General features: G+C 64.1%; 11 protein-coding genes. 5 read left to right on the top strand and 6 right to left on the bottom strand.

Annotated elements, in window-relative coordinates:
• Positions 1-44 precede the first annotated feature (44 nt).
• From NJT13_RS04535 to NJT13_RS04550, 4 genes are all read right to left on the bottom strand, one after another.
• On the bottom strand, positions 45-1,025 hold the full coding sequence (locus NJT13_RS04535) for an NAD-dependent epimerase/dehydratase family protein (RefSeq protein WP_254524305.1): 981 nt from the start codon (positions 1,023-1,025) through the stop codon (positions 45-47).
• Positions 1,022-1,957 carry a DUF362 domain-containing protein gene (locus tag NJT13_RS04540; protein WP_254524306.1) on the bottom strand — a complete coding sequence of 312 codons (936 nt, stop codon included), beginning with the start codon at positions 1,955-1,957 and terminating at the stop codon, positions 1,022-1,024. Before NJT13_RS04540 ends, NJT13_RS04535 begins: the two co-directional genes overlap by 4 nt.
• Positions 1,954-3,060: a Gfo/Idh/MocA family protein gene (locus NJT13_RS04545; RefSeq protein WP_254525392.1), complete on the bottom strand. Its 1,107-nt coding sequence runs from the start codon at positions 3,058-3,060 to the stop codon at positions 1,954-1,956. The genes NJT13_RS04540 and NJT13_RS04545 overlap by 4 nt, the downstream gene beginning before the upstream one ends.
• Before the next feature lie 181 nt (positions 3,061-3,241).
• Complete coding sequence (locus NJT13_RS04550) at positions 3,242-4,174, bottom strand: polysaccharide deacetylase family protein (protein WP_254524307.1); 933 nt, start codon at positions 4,172-4,174, stop codon at positions 3,242-3,244.
• 268 nt (positions 4,175-4,442) lie between these two features.
• Here NJT13_RS04550 and NJT13_RS04555 point away from each other — a divergent pair, with 268 nt between their 5' ends.
• Positions 4,443-6,035, top strand: a complete 1,593-nt coding sequence (locus NJT13_RS04555) for an alkaline phosphatase family protein (RefSeq protein ID WP_254524308.1) — start codon at positions 4,443-4,445, stop codon at positions 6,033-6,035.
• Between the two features lie 105 nt (positions 6,036-6,140).
• Here NJT13_RS04555 and NJT13_RS04560 read toward each other — a convergent pair whose 3' ends face one another.
• On the bottom strand, positions 6,141-7,538 hold the full coding sequence (locus NJT13_RS04560; protein WP_254524309.1) for a PAS domain S-box protein: 1,398 nt from the start codon (positions 7,536-7,538) through the stop codon (positions 6,141-6,143).
• A gap of 219 nt (positions 7,539-7,757) precedes the next feature.
• Positions 7,758-9,065 (bottom strand): hypothetical protein, encoded by a 1,308-nt coding sequence (locus NJT13_RS04565; RefSeq protein WP_254524310.1) that lies wholly within the window; start codon positions 9,063-9,065, stop codon positions 7,758-7,760.
• Between the two features lie 335 nt (positions 9,066-9,400).
• Between NJT13_RS04565 and NJT13_RS04570 the strand changes: the two genes are divergently transcribed.
• The 4 genes from NJT13_RS04570 to NJT13_RS04585 all read left to right on the top strand — a co-directional run bounded on the left by NJT13_RS04570 (position 9,401) and on the right by NJT13_RS04585 (position 16,462).
• Positions 9,401-11,203: a hypothetical protein gene (locus tag NJT13_RS04570; protein ID WP_254524311.1), complete on the top strand. Its 1,803-nt coding sequence runs from the start codon at positions 9,401-9,403 to the stop codon at positions 11,201-11,203.
• A gap of 568 nt (positions 11,204-11,771) precedes the next feature.
• Positions 11,772-12,725, top strand: coding sequence for a hypothetical protein (locus NJT13_RS04575; protein ID WP_254524312.1), 954 nt, complete (start codon positions 11,772-11,774; stop codon positions 12,723-12,725).
• 491 nt (positions 12,726-13,216) lie between these two features.
• The gene (locus tag NJT13_RS04580; protein WP_254524313.1) at positions 13,217-15,028 is read left to right on the top strand and encodes a hypothetical protein; all 1,812 of its coding nucleotides are present in this window, start codon (positions 13,217-13,219) and stop codon (positions 15,026-15,028) included.
• Positions 15,029-15,301: 273 nt separating this feature from the next.
• Positions 15,302-16,462, top strand: a complete 1,161-nt coding sequence (locus tag NJT13_RS04585; RefSeq protein ID WP_254524314.1) for a glycosyltransferase family 4 protein — start codon at positions 15,302-15,304, stop codon at positions 16,460-16,462.
• Positions 16,463-16,556: the final 94 nt, after the last annotated feature.

Raw genomic sequence — 16,556 nt, forward strand, 5'->3', positions numbered from 1 at the left:
CGAGCGCAGTGCGATCGAAATCGCCGTCCCCGCACGGCCGACGACTACCCGACTTCCGACCGATACCACGCCATCGTCTCCGGCAGGTGTGCCTCGAGCGGTTGGTACTCGTATCCCAGCTCCTCGTTCGCTTTCCGGGACGTGTAGAACAGCCGTTTGGTCGCGAGGGTGGCCATCCGCCGATCGAACGGAAAGATCCGCCGATCGGCGACAGCGTCGACGAGTTCCGCCACCGGTCCGGCCGCACGGATCGCGGTCGGCGGAACGCGGATCCGCGCGGGGGATCCGTCGACGGCGTCGGCGATGCGCGACACGGCTCGGTCGTACGTGAGGTTCTCGCCGCCGAGAATGTAGTGCTCGCCGGCGGTGCCGCGCTCGTAGGCCGCGAGCAGGCCGTCGACCACGTCCGAGACGCCGACGATGCTCAGGCCGCCGGGGAGGTGGGCGGGCATCGTCGGTTCGACGCCCATGGCGAGCAGTTGCGCGGTGAACGCCTCGTCGCCGGGTCCGAAGATCGACGTCGGATGAACGGTGAGGGCATCCCCCCCGGTCCCGGCGTACCGGTCGACCAGCCCCTCCGCCTCGGCTTTCGACGCTTGATACGCACCGATCGGTTCGGCGACGTCGGTCTCGTCGGCGAACGCGTGATCACCGTTCGGACGACGTGTTCCGGACGTGCTGGTAAAGACCACGCGACCTGCGTCGGTGACACGGCAGGCTTCGAGCACTCGCTCCGTGCCGTCGCGGTTGACAGTCCAGACCGTGTCCGGGCCGGCGCTCCAGAGCCCGATCCCAGCCAGGTGGAAGACGGCGTCGGCGCCGTCGACGAGCGACCGGAGCGTCCCGTCGTCGAAGAGATCGCCGACGTACCAGTCGATCCCCTCGCGGTCGCCTCGATTCGAGGTCGGCCGGCTGAGTCCGCGCACCTCCCAGCCGCGTTCGAGCAGGCGGTCACAGAGGCGAGATCCGAGGAAGCCGGTCGCGCCGGTGACCGCCGCGGTCTGCGTCTCTCCGGTCGCGGTCATCGACGGGCCTCGAGTTGTGGCGGAACGGCGTCACCGGCCACCGTGGCGTAGATTCGGTACGCGGTCGAGACGGCGGGATGCGTGTCGTCCGCCGGCGGGAGGTCGCCGTCCGGAATCCGGTCCCGGAGCCGATCGAAATCGACGGAGCTCCCGACGACCGTGACCGGTTCGGCATCGTCACCGCGGACCGACTCGAGTGCCGCGTCGGAACCGGGTGAGCGGCCGAGCAACGAGGTCGCGACCGCGTCGACGGCGGGAGCGGCGCCCGCAAACAGCGTATTCGCGGCCGCGGGTTCGCCGCCGAAAACCGTCGTCGCGTCGACGACGGCGGGACCGGGCTCGACGATCCGCGTCGTCGCGGCGGGCACTCGATCCGGGTCGTCAGCGCCCGCGACCAGCGACGACAGGGTTCGCATCGCGCCCGCGACCGGTCCGTTCTCGGTCGGCCGAAGCGACGGCACGACGCTCACGGTACTCTCGAGGAGACGGGTCGGGACCGAGAGCGAGAGCGAGCGGCCGTCGACCGAGCGAACGAACTCGGTTCGTGGTTCGTCGGCCAGGTCGACGAGTTCGGCATCGGACCGCTCGAGCAGGTCCGTATAGCCGAGGTACTTCGCCGTTCGGTCGAACGCCATGCGGTCGTCGCTCGCGCCGGCGACGGCGATATCCGCGTCGGTCCACCGACGCAGGGTGGCGACGATCGCCCCGATTACGGCCGGGTCGGTCACCATCCCGGACGAGGGGTGAAACGGGTAGTGCGCGTCCGGGACGAGCGTGATCCGGTCGGCGCTCGAAACCGCCTCGAGGTCTGGCTCGAGCACGGCACGAACGGGGTCCTCGAGCGCAGCCTGGCGGCCGTCGACGTCGGGGATCCAGCCGCCGCGGCGGTCGGCCGCATCGACGCCGACCGCACGGACCCGCGCCTCGCTCATAGCGTCACCTCCGGCGCCTCGAGTTCGTCCGCCCCGGCATCAGTCGCGGCCAGTTCGTAGGCCGCCTCTGCGAGGGCCAGCGTGCGGCGTCCGTCCGCGCCGTCGACCGGCGGCCGTTCGTCGGACCGGATCGCCTCACAGAAGTCGGCCAACGCCTCGTAGTGGGCCTGCAAATAGAACGTGGGGCCGAAGACGGTCGGCTCGTCGTTCGTGAATCGACTGACCACGTTCGAAAGGGCCGATCTGGCCGCATCCGCGTAGAACCGCTCCGGCAAGTGGTTCCGATTACTGATCGTCCCGGTCACGCCCTCGAGGCGCAGTCGGGTGTTGACGTCCGGCAGCTGCTCCCACTGGTAGGACCCGCAGTGGAGCGTGACCGTCGTTCCCGTCTCCGGAGCCTCCATGAGGACCGTCGCGGCGTCCTCGACGTCGACGTCGAGCGACCGTCCCATCGAGGCGTCTCGAACCTCGAGGTCGCCGAACAGCCACTCGAGGACGTCGAAACAGTGGACGCCGAGCTCGAGCAGTGACCCGCCGCCGGCCGCGTCGGGGTCCAGCGGCCACGACGGCGGTGCGTTCGCGACCGGCGGCCGACCGAGCGGCCCGTCGTTGAGTCGGGTGATCGACGCGTAGGGGACGTGCCCGACCCGCCCGGCGTCGTAGGCCTCCTTGACCCCGACCATGTCCGGCTGGTAGCGTAACGTGTGATCGACACCGACCGCGATCCCGGCGTCGTCGGCGGCCTCGAGTAACTCGTCGGCCTCCTCGGTCGAGCGGGCGAGGGGTTTCTCGACGAAGACGTCGACGCCGAATTCGGCGGCCCGCCGGACGGCCTCGGCGTGGAGAAACGGGGGCAAGGCGACGACCGCGGCGTCTATCTCCTCCGACTCGAGCAGCGTCGCGTAATCGTCGTACGTCCGTGAGACCCCGGCACGTTCCGCTCGAGTTCGGTTCTCGGGGACGGCGTCGGCCGCCGCGACGACCTCGACGTCCGGCATCGCCGACGCGGATTTCAGGTGTACCATGCCGATGTTTCCGACGCCGAGGACGCCAAGCGAGAGCGCACTCGAGTCGGACCATCGATTCAAAATCGGTAGTGCCATCTGCCCGAAACCCGGCCGGCTGCGGGCTTTGTTATCATCGCCGTACCCCTCGTCCCCCAGGAGTAGTACCTGCATTCGGGCGACCGACATCAGTCCCAGCGTCCGAGCGACGGATACCAGTCCCAGCATTCGGCGACGGGTACCACCGACCGGCGGCCCCCGTCACCGCCGTCTCGACGCGTCAGCTCCAGCTCGCCGTCGCGCGCTCTCCCGCCGTCGGCGGCTCCGTGATTCGACCGGCGACCCCGGCCATCGTCTCGACGGTGAGGTCCGTCTCGGTCCGTCTGCGCTCGAGGTGCGACAGGATCGCGCGCATTCGCCGATCGTCCCGCTGGTGAGTCAGGTTGTTCGGATGAAGCCACATGTGAAAGAGACCGTCGGTCCGGGCCGCCTCGTCGATTCCGCGGCGTGCGAGGACGACCATCGGATCCTCCCAGATCGACTCCGCGACCGTCCGCGCCGCCCCTTCGAATCCGAAGAGGAACATCGAGGCCGGAACGTTGACGAGCCCGTACTCGTCGACGGTCGGGGCGACCAGCATCGACCGATCCCGAATCGCGGAGTCGAACACGCCACGAACGCCGTCGCGGGTCGGCGATGCACCCCGATACGCTGTAATCCCGTATTCGGCCAGCACGTCGCGGTGGCCGATGTCGTTGCGCGGATAGATGAACGAGTCGATCGACCGGTCCCACTCGGCCGCGAGTTCGCCACAGCGCTCGAGTTCTGCGACGGCGAGTTCTCGATCCGTCTCCGGTCGCCCGAACAGGACGTGGGAGAACGAGTGGCTTGCCAACTCGTGATCGGCGTCGGACTCGAGGACGCCGCGGACAAGGTCCCTCCCGAACCGGAGGTCCTCGCGATCAGCCCAGTCGGTTCGTTCGCGATCGAACCAGCCGTCCGGGGCCGGATACGCCGCGTGGCCGCCATCGCAGTCCTCGAGCATGAGATGACCGACGACGGCCCAGGTGGCCGGCACGTCGAACTCCTCGAGTAATTCCAGCATGGATTTCCAGCCCCGGCGGCCGGATTCCACCCGTTCGATCGGCGGTTCGGGGAGATCGTGAAATCCCCACCCGAGTTCGGCATCGAGCGAGATTACGACGCTTCCCACGGATTCCACCACGATTGAACGCGTTTCATATCGGAACGGTTGCGTTTGGGTGGCTTTGTTATGGAGGACCTGTCGAAACTCCGACGGGACGTCGCGAGCCGTCCGATCCGCTTCCGGAAAGGACGGACGTGAGCGGGGCTGGTCGGGGAATTAACGGGTCCCAACAGGTCCGTCTCGGGTCGATCCGAGGGTGAAATCTCTCTATAACAAAGCGCTCATCGGGCGACCGGAATGACAGCAGGCGTTGTTGACGTCTCAGAATACAATCATGAGCGGATATCAAACCTCCTCCGAGCGAGCGTTCGTGCTCGGACTCGACGGTGTGCCGTGGAGACTTATCGAACGATGGAGCAGCGAGGGCGAGCTTCCCGCCTTCGCCCGATTGCGTGAGGAGGGGGCCGCCGGCCCGCTGGATAGTACTCGCCCGCCGACGACGCCGCTGGCGTGGCCGTCGATCGCGACGGGAGTCTGGCCGGATAAACACGGAATCTACGGCTTTCAGAACCTCTCTTCGGAATACAGCCACGAAATGTACACCAGTCAAGATTTCGCCCAGCCCGCCCTCTGGGACCAACTCGGGCCCGCACACGTCGGGAACGTGCCGATGACCTATCCGGCCCACGAGATAGACGGAACCATGGTCACGGGGATGATAACGCCCTCGACCGACCGAGAGTACACGCAGCCGCCGGATCTGCGAGACGAAATCGATTCGCGCATCCCGAACTACGAGATCAGCCTCGACTACCCCGAGTACGCCGACCGATTGGACGACTTCCAGGTCGCCGTCGACGATATGCTCGCGAAGCGCCGCACCCTGATGCGCATCCAAATGGACCGCGCCGGGGCGGACTGGCAGTTGTTCTTTTTCGTCTTCACTGCGCCCGACCGGTTCCAGCACCTCGTCTGGGACATGGACAAACTGCTGGCCCACTACAAGCAACTCGACGACATTCTCGCCGAAGTCATCGAATACACCGACGATCACGATGCAGACCTCTACGTCGTCTCGGATCACGGATTCGGGCCGATCGATGCGCTCGTCTACGTCAATCGGATTCTCGAGCGGGAAGGCTACCTGGTCCGGCGAGACGACGACGGCACTCGCGGGGCGCTCGCGAGCCTCGGAATCTCCCGGGACGCCATCACGGGCGCGCTCAACCGGGTCGGGATCACCGAAGAGGCGCTCGTCCAGTCGCTCCCCCGACGTCTCGTCGACTCCGTCGCCGAGCAGATTCCCGGCGATCACGCCCTCTACGACGTCGACTTCGACCAGACCGTCGCGTTCGTCCACGACACGGGCAACTGCTACATCAACGACACGGACCGGTTCGACCGCGGCGTCGTCTCGCCGAGCGAGGTCCCGACTGTCAAGGCGGAAATCAAGGACGCGCTCGAGTCGGCGACCGGTGCAAACGGCGAGACGCTCCTCGAGGTGTTCGACGGCGACGACCTGTTCCCGACGGACGACGGGTCGCCGGATCTGGTCGTCGGCGGTCGAGGGTCGTTCGAGTCCCGGAGTGCGGTTTCGGATCAGGTACTCGGCGATACGGGGACCTACGATGCGAGCCACCGCAGCGAAGGGATCGTCCTCTGTCGCGGCCCCTCGATCGAATCCGACGCGACGTTGCACGGCGCTCGCGTGGTCGACGTCGCCCCGACGCTGCTCCACGGGATCGGCGAACCGGTACCCGAAAACACGGACGGCCGGGTACTGTTCGACGCTTTCGCGAAAGACGCACAGCCGGCGGAAACGAAAGTGGAGTGGACGACGGTTTCACAGACCGAGAGCGATGCCGAAGTCGACGACGACTTCGACGACGTCGAGGACCGCCTGAAAGGACTCGGCTACATGGAGTGACGGCGCCACGGACGTCCCACCGCGTGACGAGTGATTTGGACAGCGACTGGACGACCGTCGCTCGAGAGTGACGAGCGCCGGAAATCGACCGAGAGTGACGAGCCGTCAGGATTGCACTCGAGGGAGCGAGACGGTTATCCTGTTTCCGGTTTCGGACCGGTCGAACGCGATGTGGCCGTCCGAGAGGTCCACGGCCCAGTAGACGAGCCACAACCCCAGCCCGGACGTGTGGTACACGTCGTCCATCTCCCAATCCCCCGTCAGGACGCGAAACTCGACTTCCGGTATCGGCGGACAGCTATCCTGAATTTCGACGTCGATCGTCTCCGGATTGCGACGAATCGTAACGGACAGTTCCGGGAGACCGTCCGGTTGGTGCTGGATCGCGTTCTCGAGGAGTTCGGAGAGGGCATCCTGGATCTCGGAGACCGTACAGGCGACCGCCGATTCGGGACCCGTCCGTTCGATCGTCACGTCGGGGTACCGGTCCAGGGTCGTCTCGATCGCCCTGGATGCGACCGCGACGAGGTCGCTCGACTCCGGGACCGGCCGGTCGCTGAGCAACTCGATGATTTCTCGTTGCTTCGCGGTGGTATCGAGGAGTTCCTCCCCTTGCCGACGGATGGTCTCAGCACGTCGGTGAAACGGGTCGTCGGCTTCGTCGGCGATGCACTCGGCGTTGCCGAGAATAACGGCCAGATCGTTTCGTAAATTGTGTCGAAGGAAGTTGTCCATGACCGTCAGTTGCCGTTCCCGTCGCTGTCGGTCCGTAATGTCCTTGCTGAACCCGACGATTCGAACGACCTCGCCGTCTTCGAAAAGCGGGTCCGCTCGCACCCAGACCCACCGCTTGTAGTCCGTTTCGGGATCGACGCGATACTCGAGGTCGACCGACTCACCCGCCGACGCGCGGGCCATGGCCTCGCGAACCGTCTCCGCATCGTCGGGATGGACGAGGTCGAGGAAGCTTCGCGGATTCGCCTCGAGCGACTCGACCGACTGTCCGAAGACGTCTTCGTAGGCGGGATTGACGAAGAGCACGTCGGTCCAGTCGTGATTGAACATCCACAGGACGTCGCCGACCGTACCGGCGATCGTCCGCAGTCGGCTCTGAGCGTCCCGTCGTTCTCGCTCCGCGATAACCTGCTGCGTGATGTCCCTGGAACTGACGACGTATCCGTCCAGGGCGTCGTTCGGAGGGTTCGTAAACCGGCTCTCGAGCCACACCCACTCGTCGTTTGGCGTGAGGTGCCGATAGCGAACCGTCGACGAGGACCGGGCGACCTCGCTTATCTGGCCGAAGCGATCCGCGACCACATACCTGTCGTCCGGATGGATGTATTCGATCGCGGATTCGTCGATCAACTGATCCGGCTCGAAGCCGAGGATTGACGCGCTCGCCTCGTTTACATACACGTACGTACCCGCTTCGTCGACGATGGCGAGTTTATCCTGCGCATACTCGAGCAAGACGGTGCCCAAATCGCCGATTTTCGGGTCCATCGAGATAGTCTGATACAATTTCGAGACTGACTATGAAAAACGTACTGCTGTTACAGACTGCGGCGGGCGAGACGCGCACGGACGCGTCGTTCAGTCTCCGCAGGTGTCCAGCGGAAGGCGGTCGCCGTCCGTCCCGAGGGCGACCGTCCCGGCCTCGCTCGAATCGGACCGCGACGAACGCTCGAGGAAGCGCGAACCCCCGAGTCGAGACCTGGGCGGTTAACGATCGGACCGGACGAGTCGAAGCCCCGCTTTCGCCGTCGTCCAGGCCGGATAGACGGTGTTGTAGACGGAGTTGGGGGCGTTTCTCGCTCCGGCTCGGAGTAGCCGATGGGTGAGCGGCGGGCCCGACGTGGAGATCAAGTCGTCCAGATCGGCGTCGTCGAGCCACTCGAAGAAGGACCGTTCGGCAGGCGTTGCGGGGTCGGTCTCGCGTGCGCGGTCACGAATATCGGCCCACATGTGGCGTTCGTCCTGTCCGAGGACCCAGTCGCCGCGCTCGAGTGACCGGCGGAGGTCGTCGTAATCCGCATCGGAGAACGGATACCCGTGGTCCGACGGCTCGAGCCCGGCCAGACGGAGGCCAACGGCGGTCCGATAACACTTCTCACACTGGCCGCAGTTGCCGTCCATCCGGTCGTTGCAGGTCTGGAGTTGGAGCGTCGGGTCCTCGCTGCGGACGTAGTCCGCGATGAGGTCGAGGCGTTCTTGCCTGGTGAGTTCGTAGGCGTCGTGGTGGCACTCGGTTCCGGCCCACCTGACGCATTCGTCGACGTCGGGTCGGGACCCCCACTCGAGGTCGATCCCGTCCCAGTGGGTCGCGGCGACGTACAGATCCTCGATCCCGCGCGCGTAGGCCAACGGCGCACAGAGCCCGAGAAGCCCCAGCCCGTGACCGACGGAGCTGTACCAGCCGCCGTCGACGTAGCGCTTGTAGTGGGCGAGCAACATCGGATGATCGAGAAACGAAAGCATATTCGATTCGACGAACGCGGTCTCGAGGTCGTGGTCCTCGGCGAACCCGGAGACGCGCGTCCGGAGGGCATCCCACTTCCCGTCGTCGGCCGCGTCCGGCGTGATCGTCCACCCCCGAATGCTGATTACCGTCGGCGACTCCTCGCGGTGGCGAACGTACGAACTCGTCGAATCGACGCCGCCGGTAAACAACAGGCCGCTCTCGTCTCCCGGGTCGGGATCCGGGTCGATCGTCCGGCGCGCGTAGAGCGTCCCGCCCTCGAGGAAGTCGTGCATCTCGCACAGCGACGCCTCGACCTCCTCGAGGGCGCGCGCGAAGGTCCCATCGACCTCGTCGACGTAGACGTCGGCTCCGTTGGCCCACGCGACCGGACAGAGCTGTGCGAGGACGGGAATCACGAGGACGCCATCGGGGACGTCTTCGATCGGTACGTCGTACCGAGTTCGAAACGGTTCGTCAGTGATGAACCGCTCGAGGTCGGTCGAGGCGCGAACCGAACACTCGAGGGTCTCGCCGTCGGCGGTGAGTTGGTCGATGAGGATCGATGACATAGGTGGGAGACGTCGGTGTATCGGTCGACTGGATCACGACCTGCTACAAAAACCATCAGAACCGTTGATCGGTCAGGCCTCGAGAAAGGGGACCGTAGCGTTCCGGCCGATATCGACAGGGACAGCATATATCGTCGTCCGTTACCGTGTGTGAAACCGACACGACTGGCCGGTGAGTGTGCCTTCACTGACGGCCAGACGAGAGTCCACGTTCGGTACAGGAGCGACAGCACCCGGTTTCGGAGGTAGGTTCTGTATAACAAACCGCGACAGCGCCATCGACTGGGCAAACACATGCGTATCGAGACTGGCAGGGACGGCTCCGGTGAGAGTACATGAGCCGATCGACGCTCAACGCGACGGTCGCAGCCGGGTTTCTCGCGGTTTCGGTCGCGATTCTCGTCGCGAGAGCGAACCCTGCGACGAGTTACGAATCGTCAGTGTACGCGGGCGCTCCGACGATCACCTGGTTCGGATTCGCACTCGCGCTCGCGATCGCGGTCGGAACGTGTCTCACGTGTCGCGGCCGCGCGCAGGGATACGGGATCGGCCTCGGTGCGACGACGGTCACGGCGATCGTGAGCCTCCCCGTGATTCGGAACTACCACTACGCCGGAATGGGGGACGCGCTCACGCACCTGGGCTGGACGCGGGACATCGTGACCGGCGGCACCGCGCCCCACGAGCTGTTTTATCCCGGATTACATGCCATCGCGTCGACCCTGCACTTCGCCGGCGGTATCTCGATCGAGCGCGCCCTCCTGATCGGGATGGTCGTCCTGTTCGTACCGTTCGTGATCTTCGTGCCGCTGGTAGTCCGCGATATGGCCGGCGGTGGGCCGGCCGTCGGGTTCGCGGCGATCGTCTCGTGGATGGTACTCCCGGTCAACAACATCGCGACACACATGGGCATTCACACGAACTCGAACGCGCTATTCGTCGTGCCCGCGGTCGTCTTCGCGCTCGTCGCCTATCTCCGCCGACGGTCGACGATCGAACGACTGCCCTTCGGTGCCTCGCCGTTCAGCGTCCTCATCTTTCTGACCGCGCTCGCCCTCCTCTTAGTCCATCCCCAGCAGATGTTCAACGTGGTCGTCTTGATCGGCGCGATAAGCGGCGTTCAGTACCTCGCCCGACGTCGCTTCGACGACCATCCCATGATCGATCACCCGACGACGTACGTCCACACGATCAGCCTCGGAGGCATGTTCGGCCTCTGGGCGCTCGGCAACGAACGGTTCAGGCGAGCCGCAATCGGTCTCATCTCCGGACTGCTCTCGCAGGACGTCGGTGGCGGGTCGACCGTCGACCAGCGCGGGTCGTCGCTGACCGACATCGGCGGGAGCCTCAGCGAACTGTTCGTGAAAATGTTTCTCCCCATGGCTGTCATCGGCCTCATCGTCGGCCTCTCCATTCTGGTCGTCTGGCTCCGTCGGTCGAGCCTCGACAGGGAGGCTACGTCCTTCGTCAACTACGTCTCGCTCGCCCTGTTTCCGCTCTGTGGCATGTTTCTCCTCTACTTCCTCGGGACGCCGACGATGGCGTTCCGACAGATGGGCTTTATCTACGTGCTGTTGACGATACTCGCCGGCATCGCGCTGGCACAGTTCGTCGGCGGCCTCTCGAGGCTGATCACGACGCCCGGAGCGAACGCGGTTACGGCAGTCGTACTCGGTACCTGTCTCGTTCTCGGCCTGATGACGGTCTTCACGTCGCCGCTCATATACAATCCGGGTCAGCACGTGACCGAAGAGATGGTCAGCGGTTACGAGGACGGGTTGGATCACGGGGCGGAGGGCGTTCCCTACGCGGGGATGGGGTACGACCCGTACCGGTACGATCACGGAATCAACGGCCTCGCCGGCAGCGATACCTTGAGCGGTGGATCAGCAGCTACCGGCAGCGTAAACGCCACCGTCTTCAGCGAGGGGAACTACAGCGGTGCCTATCCCACCGGCGAATACTACTTCGTCGTCTCTGAGTGGGACAGGACGAAAGAACTCGAGGTCTACGAGGAACTGAACTTCGACAGGGCCGCACTCGAGGGGCTCGAAACCGAGCCCGGCGCGAACAAGGTGATCTCGAACGACGAGTTCACGATGTATGCCGTCGACGACGAACCCCGGGCGACCGGCTGACTCGTCACGGTCGTCACCACCGTACCGGTTCGAAGCGGAACGCGTTTGCAGTTCCCCTTCGATCCGGGGACGGACTCGAGGAGACGGTTCAGTCTCGTTTTTCACGCGCGTGCACGAGGCGGCCGAAAGAACCGCGACCGGCGGAGGACGGAAGATGGGAAGACCGATGGACCAAGCGGCTGGCCCGAGCCATCGGGTGGAGGCCCGGACGCCTCCCTCGTCGCCGGGGTAACGGGTCTCCGTCGGGACGAGAAGTGAGTAAGACGCAATTACGTGACGGAAACGGCGGACTTGAGCGATCGAAACGGTCGATTCCTCGCGACCGACTGCGAGAACGCGGAGATGGCGAATACGCGGCCCGGGACCCGCTCGAGTCGGATATATTCCCGTATTTCCGCGGAAAAAACTGTATTACTTGCCCGAAGTCAGGACTTCGAGACATTCGTATATCCAACACCGTAATGGCGTAATTTTTCCTAGTTTGTAAATCCATACCAACAATGTACGGATTATTTGTACATATAGGCAAGGAAAAGTTTATGGGTGTAAGACGAGGTTGCGGGAATGTATGGCGCAGAACCCGCGTACGTCCGAGACGGATTCAACTCCGACTACAGGCCGTAATACCAAATTTACCCGCCGTAACTACGTTCGCTCGCTCGCCGCGGTGGCGACCGCGACGACCGCACTCGGCGGGGCCGGTTCGGTTTCGGCCCAGGACGACTACGAGGTCATCGAAGCTCAGGGACAGACGATCACCATCGATGCCGGTGAAACCTGGGAGAACAAGCTCGTCGACATGACGACCGGGCAGGACATCGTCATCACCGCCCACAGCAGCGACTGGACGATCCGAAACATCGGTTTCAAAGGCGAGAACACGTCAGCCACAGGGACCGCCACCTTCGGAATCTCCGATACTGCCGGCGGAACGTGTACCGTCGAGAACGTGTATCTCGGCGACGGCTCGAGTACGGGCAACAGCAACCCGAACGGCCACGGCCAGACCGCTTTCTGGGTCGCACCGGACCACTCGGGACACATCGACATCACGAACGTCAACATCCAAAACTTCGCTGACAACGCGATCTACGGTTCCGCTCCGGGTACCAACGGCGGTGGCACGATCCACATCGATAGTAGCTTCGCTGCGAACTGTTACGTCTCGCACTTCCGACTGGCCACCGAAGGAAGCAAAGTCACGAACTCGAGCGTCTACGTCGACGGCAGCGATGGCTACGTCGGCCGCGGTATCTGGGGCTGGGCCCCGGGCACGATCGAGGTCGAAGACTGCCAGATCGAAATGAACGGGCAGAACTCCGCCATCGTCGCCGGCGCGAACGGCAAGCCGACCGAACTCGTCGTCAAGAACTCCGACTACGACGAGAAAGCGGGCATCGCCGAACACGCTGGCTCGAACGTACAACTCGGGGAGAAGGTCGGAACGAACCCCGAAGCCTTCATCCCCGAAGGCGTCCCGAGATCGCCGAAACGAGCCGCATCGGGGAGCAACGACAACTGATCTTCTGACCCAGCCGTACTCCCTGGGAGACCCCCGCTGACGTTCTTTCCCTCCGACCGTCGGTCCCACCGACGTCTTCTCGCAATTTTCGGTCCCTCCTGACGCATCGTTTCAGCAACTCGACTCCCAGCGGGTGGGGTGCTCGATCGACCGCCGTTCCCGCCGGGTCCCCTTCGTTCGCCGTAACTATCAGTTCGGCGACCGACACATCGAGTCACTTTTCCGGGTGAATTTACCGCATCGATGCGGAGTAATATCGTATTACCGCCGATCGGCGAGCGGCCAATCGACCGACCCGAACGTTCGACGCTCGCGGCTGCGCGAGTAATAGATATTTACCGGCCGTCACAGACGGTTTCTGAAGATATAATATTCCATGAGTCACCACAACTTATTCTTCTATAAATAGTACAGGTAATATCTACAGTCTGTAAATTTTACGCAAAGATATGGGGAAAGTTTATACCGTTAGTTGCGTATTACCCGATTGCATGGCACGCGACTCTTCGGTACCGGATGACGAGTCGATCGCCTCCACAGGCGCGGAGGCGGTCGGTGACGATAGTAACGACGGATTACTGCATCGACGATCGTATCTGAAGCTGGCCGGCGCGACCACGGCAGCGGCGACGCTCACGGGAACCGCGAGCGCCGCCGACGGGTACGACGTGATCGAAGCACGCGGCCAGACGATCCGCATCGGCCGCGGTGACACGTTCGAAAACAAACTCATCGACCTGACGACGGGTGGTGATTTCCTGATCTACGTCGAGGGGGGCAACTCGGTTATTCGAAATATCGGGTTCAAAGGGCTCTACCGCGGCAACGATTTCATGATCTCGATCAACGCCGGACCGGGTGACGTTCTCATCGAAAACGTCTACCTCGGCGACGGTGCAACGAAAGAAGGCTCGAGTTTCGTTCACGGTCCCGGTGCCGTGTTCATGCACCGAGGGAGCGAAGCGGATCTCACCTTCCGTAACTGTAACGTACAGGGATATCCGAACAACGGATTCTACTGTTCGAACACGCCCTACGGGGGCAGCGTCCGCTTCGAGAACTGCTTCGGCAAGAACAACGGCGTAACGACCTTCCGGTGTGGGAGCGAGGACGACGAAATCGTAAACTGCGTCGCGTACAACGACAACACCGACTACGGCCGCGGCTACGGCGGCTACGGCGAGACCAACGGCCGTCCCGTCTGGGTCTGGAACGGCGGGACCGTGACGATCCGAGACTCCCACTTCGCCGACGGACCGTACCCGTACGCGCTCGTCGCCGGCGCGAACGGGTCGTCCGGCAGCGTCGACTTCCAGAGCGGCGGGATTCGCGGACGGATCCGTCGCGCGAACGGATCGACCGTCTCCGTTTCCAGCGACGTCTCGAGCGATCCCGACCTTTCGATCCCGGACGGCGTTCCGACGTCGCCCGAGGCCGCTGCGGCCGGCGACGGATCGGTGACTTCGAGCGGCGACTCCGATACGGATCGATCGGACAGCGAACCCTCCCAGCTTCCGAACGTCCTCCTCGTCGACGGCAGTCCCTCGGATGCGACCCGGTACGAATTCAGCGTCGACGGCGAAATCGAGCACTCGAACGACGAAGGCGCGTCGATCGACGACGAGGACACGATCGACGGGAGCACGGTCTCCGGGAGCGTCGCCGACTGGAAAGACGCATTCCGGTTCGACGGCGAACTCACCGACCTCACCGTCGACGGCCCCGGAACGGTGCTCGTCAACGGCGAACAGGTCCATCCCGCGGACTACGGCCAGCAGCTTCCCCACGTCCTCGAGGTCACGGGGCCGGGCTCGCCGACGAGTTACGAAATTACGGTCGACGGCACGATCGAACTCGTCTCGGACGACGGGCCCACGGAGGATGCGACGACGATCTCGGGGTCGACCGTCCAGAGTTCGCTCAGCGAGGGCAGCCAGACCTTCCGATTTTCCGGTGCGTTGACGGACGTCACGTTTACCGACGGCGAAGCGGACGTCACGCTCGACGGAGAGTCGATCGATCCGAGCGACTACGGCGACCACGCGATGCTGCCACACGCGATCATCGTCGACGGGATCCAGGCGGATGGGCCGAGTACGTACTCCTTCGAAGTCGAGGGAGCGGTCGCCAAAACGACCTACCGTGGCGCATCGATCGACGACGACGACGTGATCGAAGACGGCGCGGTTCGCGGCGCCGTCGGAAACTGGCGCGACGCGTACTGGTTCGACGGCGACATCACCGACTTCCGCCTCCGCGGCGACGCCGAAGTCGACGTCCAGTACAACGCACGCGACCAGTAACCGACTCGGCGAGACGACGATCCGGACGCCTCGTTTTGACGTCCCCAGTCCAGTGAGCGACGGCCCGTTCCGAAATCGCACGCGGTGTCGCGACCGTCACACTCGACGCCAGACCGGCGCCTCGAGCGAATCCGGGTGTCGAATCCGGGAGCGAAAGCGATCCTTCGAGTTACACGATAGCTGCCGGACCATCGTTTCACACCGTTTCGGTAAGGACGTTGTACTCTCGGTACGAGAGTAATAACAAACAAATTGATACGGGTGTGTTGGACTATGAACATCGGCTTCTATCACGAGGCTGCGGGCACTCGCCACGCCGGGGGAATTGCCGTCTACACCCAACGGATGGCGGCCGAACTGAGCAAGCGAAACGACGTCACGTTGTATACTCGCAGCGGAGATCTGTCACCCGTTCTCGCGGAGTCCGACGTGACCGTCGTCGAGACACCGTCGTTCGCCGATCATCCGTCGCGGTTGCTCGACCCGTTGAACCCGCTGGGCGCCCAGAACCGCGAGAAGTTCCTGATGACTCTGTGGGCCGTTCGCAACGACGTCATCGAGCACATAAACGACTCCCTCGACGTCCTGTGTACCTACCAGTTCCTCGACGATCTTCTCCTCTCGAACCTCGTCGACGTTCCCACGGTCTACACGTTTCACAGAGCGACGGACGCCAGCCCCGGAGCCTGGTTGCGCGATCGGTTCTCCCAGACGGACCTCCTCGTGGCCAATTCGGACGACACCGCTCGACAGGTCTCTGCGGCCTTCGACTACGACATCGACGACGTCGTCTACCCCGGCGTCGATTTCGCCCAGTTTCGGCCCGGTGTCGAACCCGCATTCGAAAGCGACGGGCCGGCGATCCTGTTCGTCGGCAGACTCGTCGACTCCAAGGGGATCGACGAATTGCTCGAGGCCGTCGCGGCCCTCGAGGGACGCCAGGAGATTCACTTCGTCGGCCGGGGAGACCGAGAGCGCATCCAGCGGCGGGCGGCCCGACTCGGAATCGACGGCGCCGTCGTTTGTCACGGGGAGATCCCACATCCCGACTTGCCGTCGTACTACGCCGCGGCCGACGTTTTCTGCCTCCCGAGTCACACCGAGAGCTTCGGGCTGGCAAACGTCGAGGCGATGGCCTGCGAAGTGCCGGTCGTCACCACGGATCTCGAAGGGATCAAAACCTACCTGGCAAACGGCGAGAACGGGCTGCTGGTGCAAGTCGGTGACCCGCGGGACCTCGCGGACAAACTGGGCATGCTGCTCGACGCTCCCGCACTGCGGTCGCGTCTCGGCGAACAGGCCCGGGCGGACGTCCGGGAATTCGCGTGGGAGACACAGGCAAAGCGACTGGAGCGGGTCTGTCGCGACGGACTCGAGTCGGTCGACGAGATCGATCGCCCGTCGGCCGTGCCTGCCAGCGCGGACACTGTCTGAGACCGATCGACAGTCCGAGGGTGAGCTGTAATCCAGAGGATTGCGTCGGTGGAACGGTCCGCAGGTGGCACTGTTCTATCCGACACTCGGTAAT

The organism is Natrinema caseinilyticum (assembly GCF_024227435.1).
In the GTDB taxonomy this organism is placed as follows: Archaea; Halobacteriota; Halobacteria; order Halobacteriales; family Natrialbaceae; genus Natrinema; species Natrinema caseinilyticum.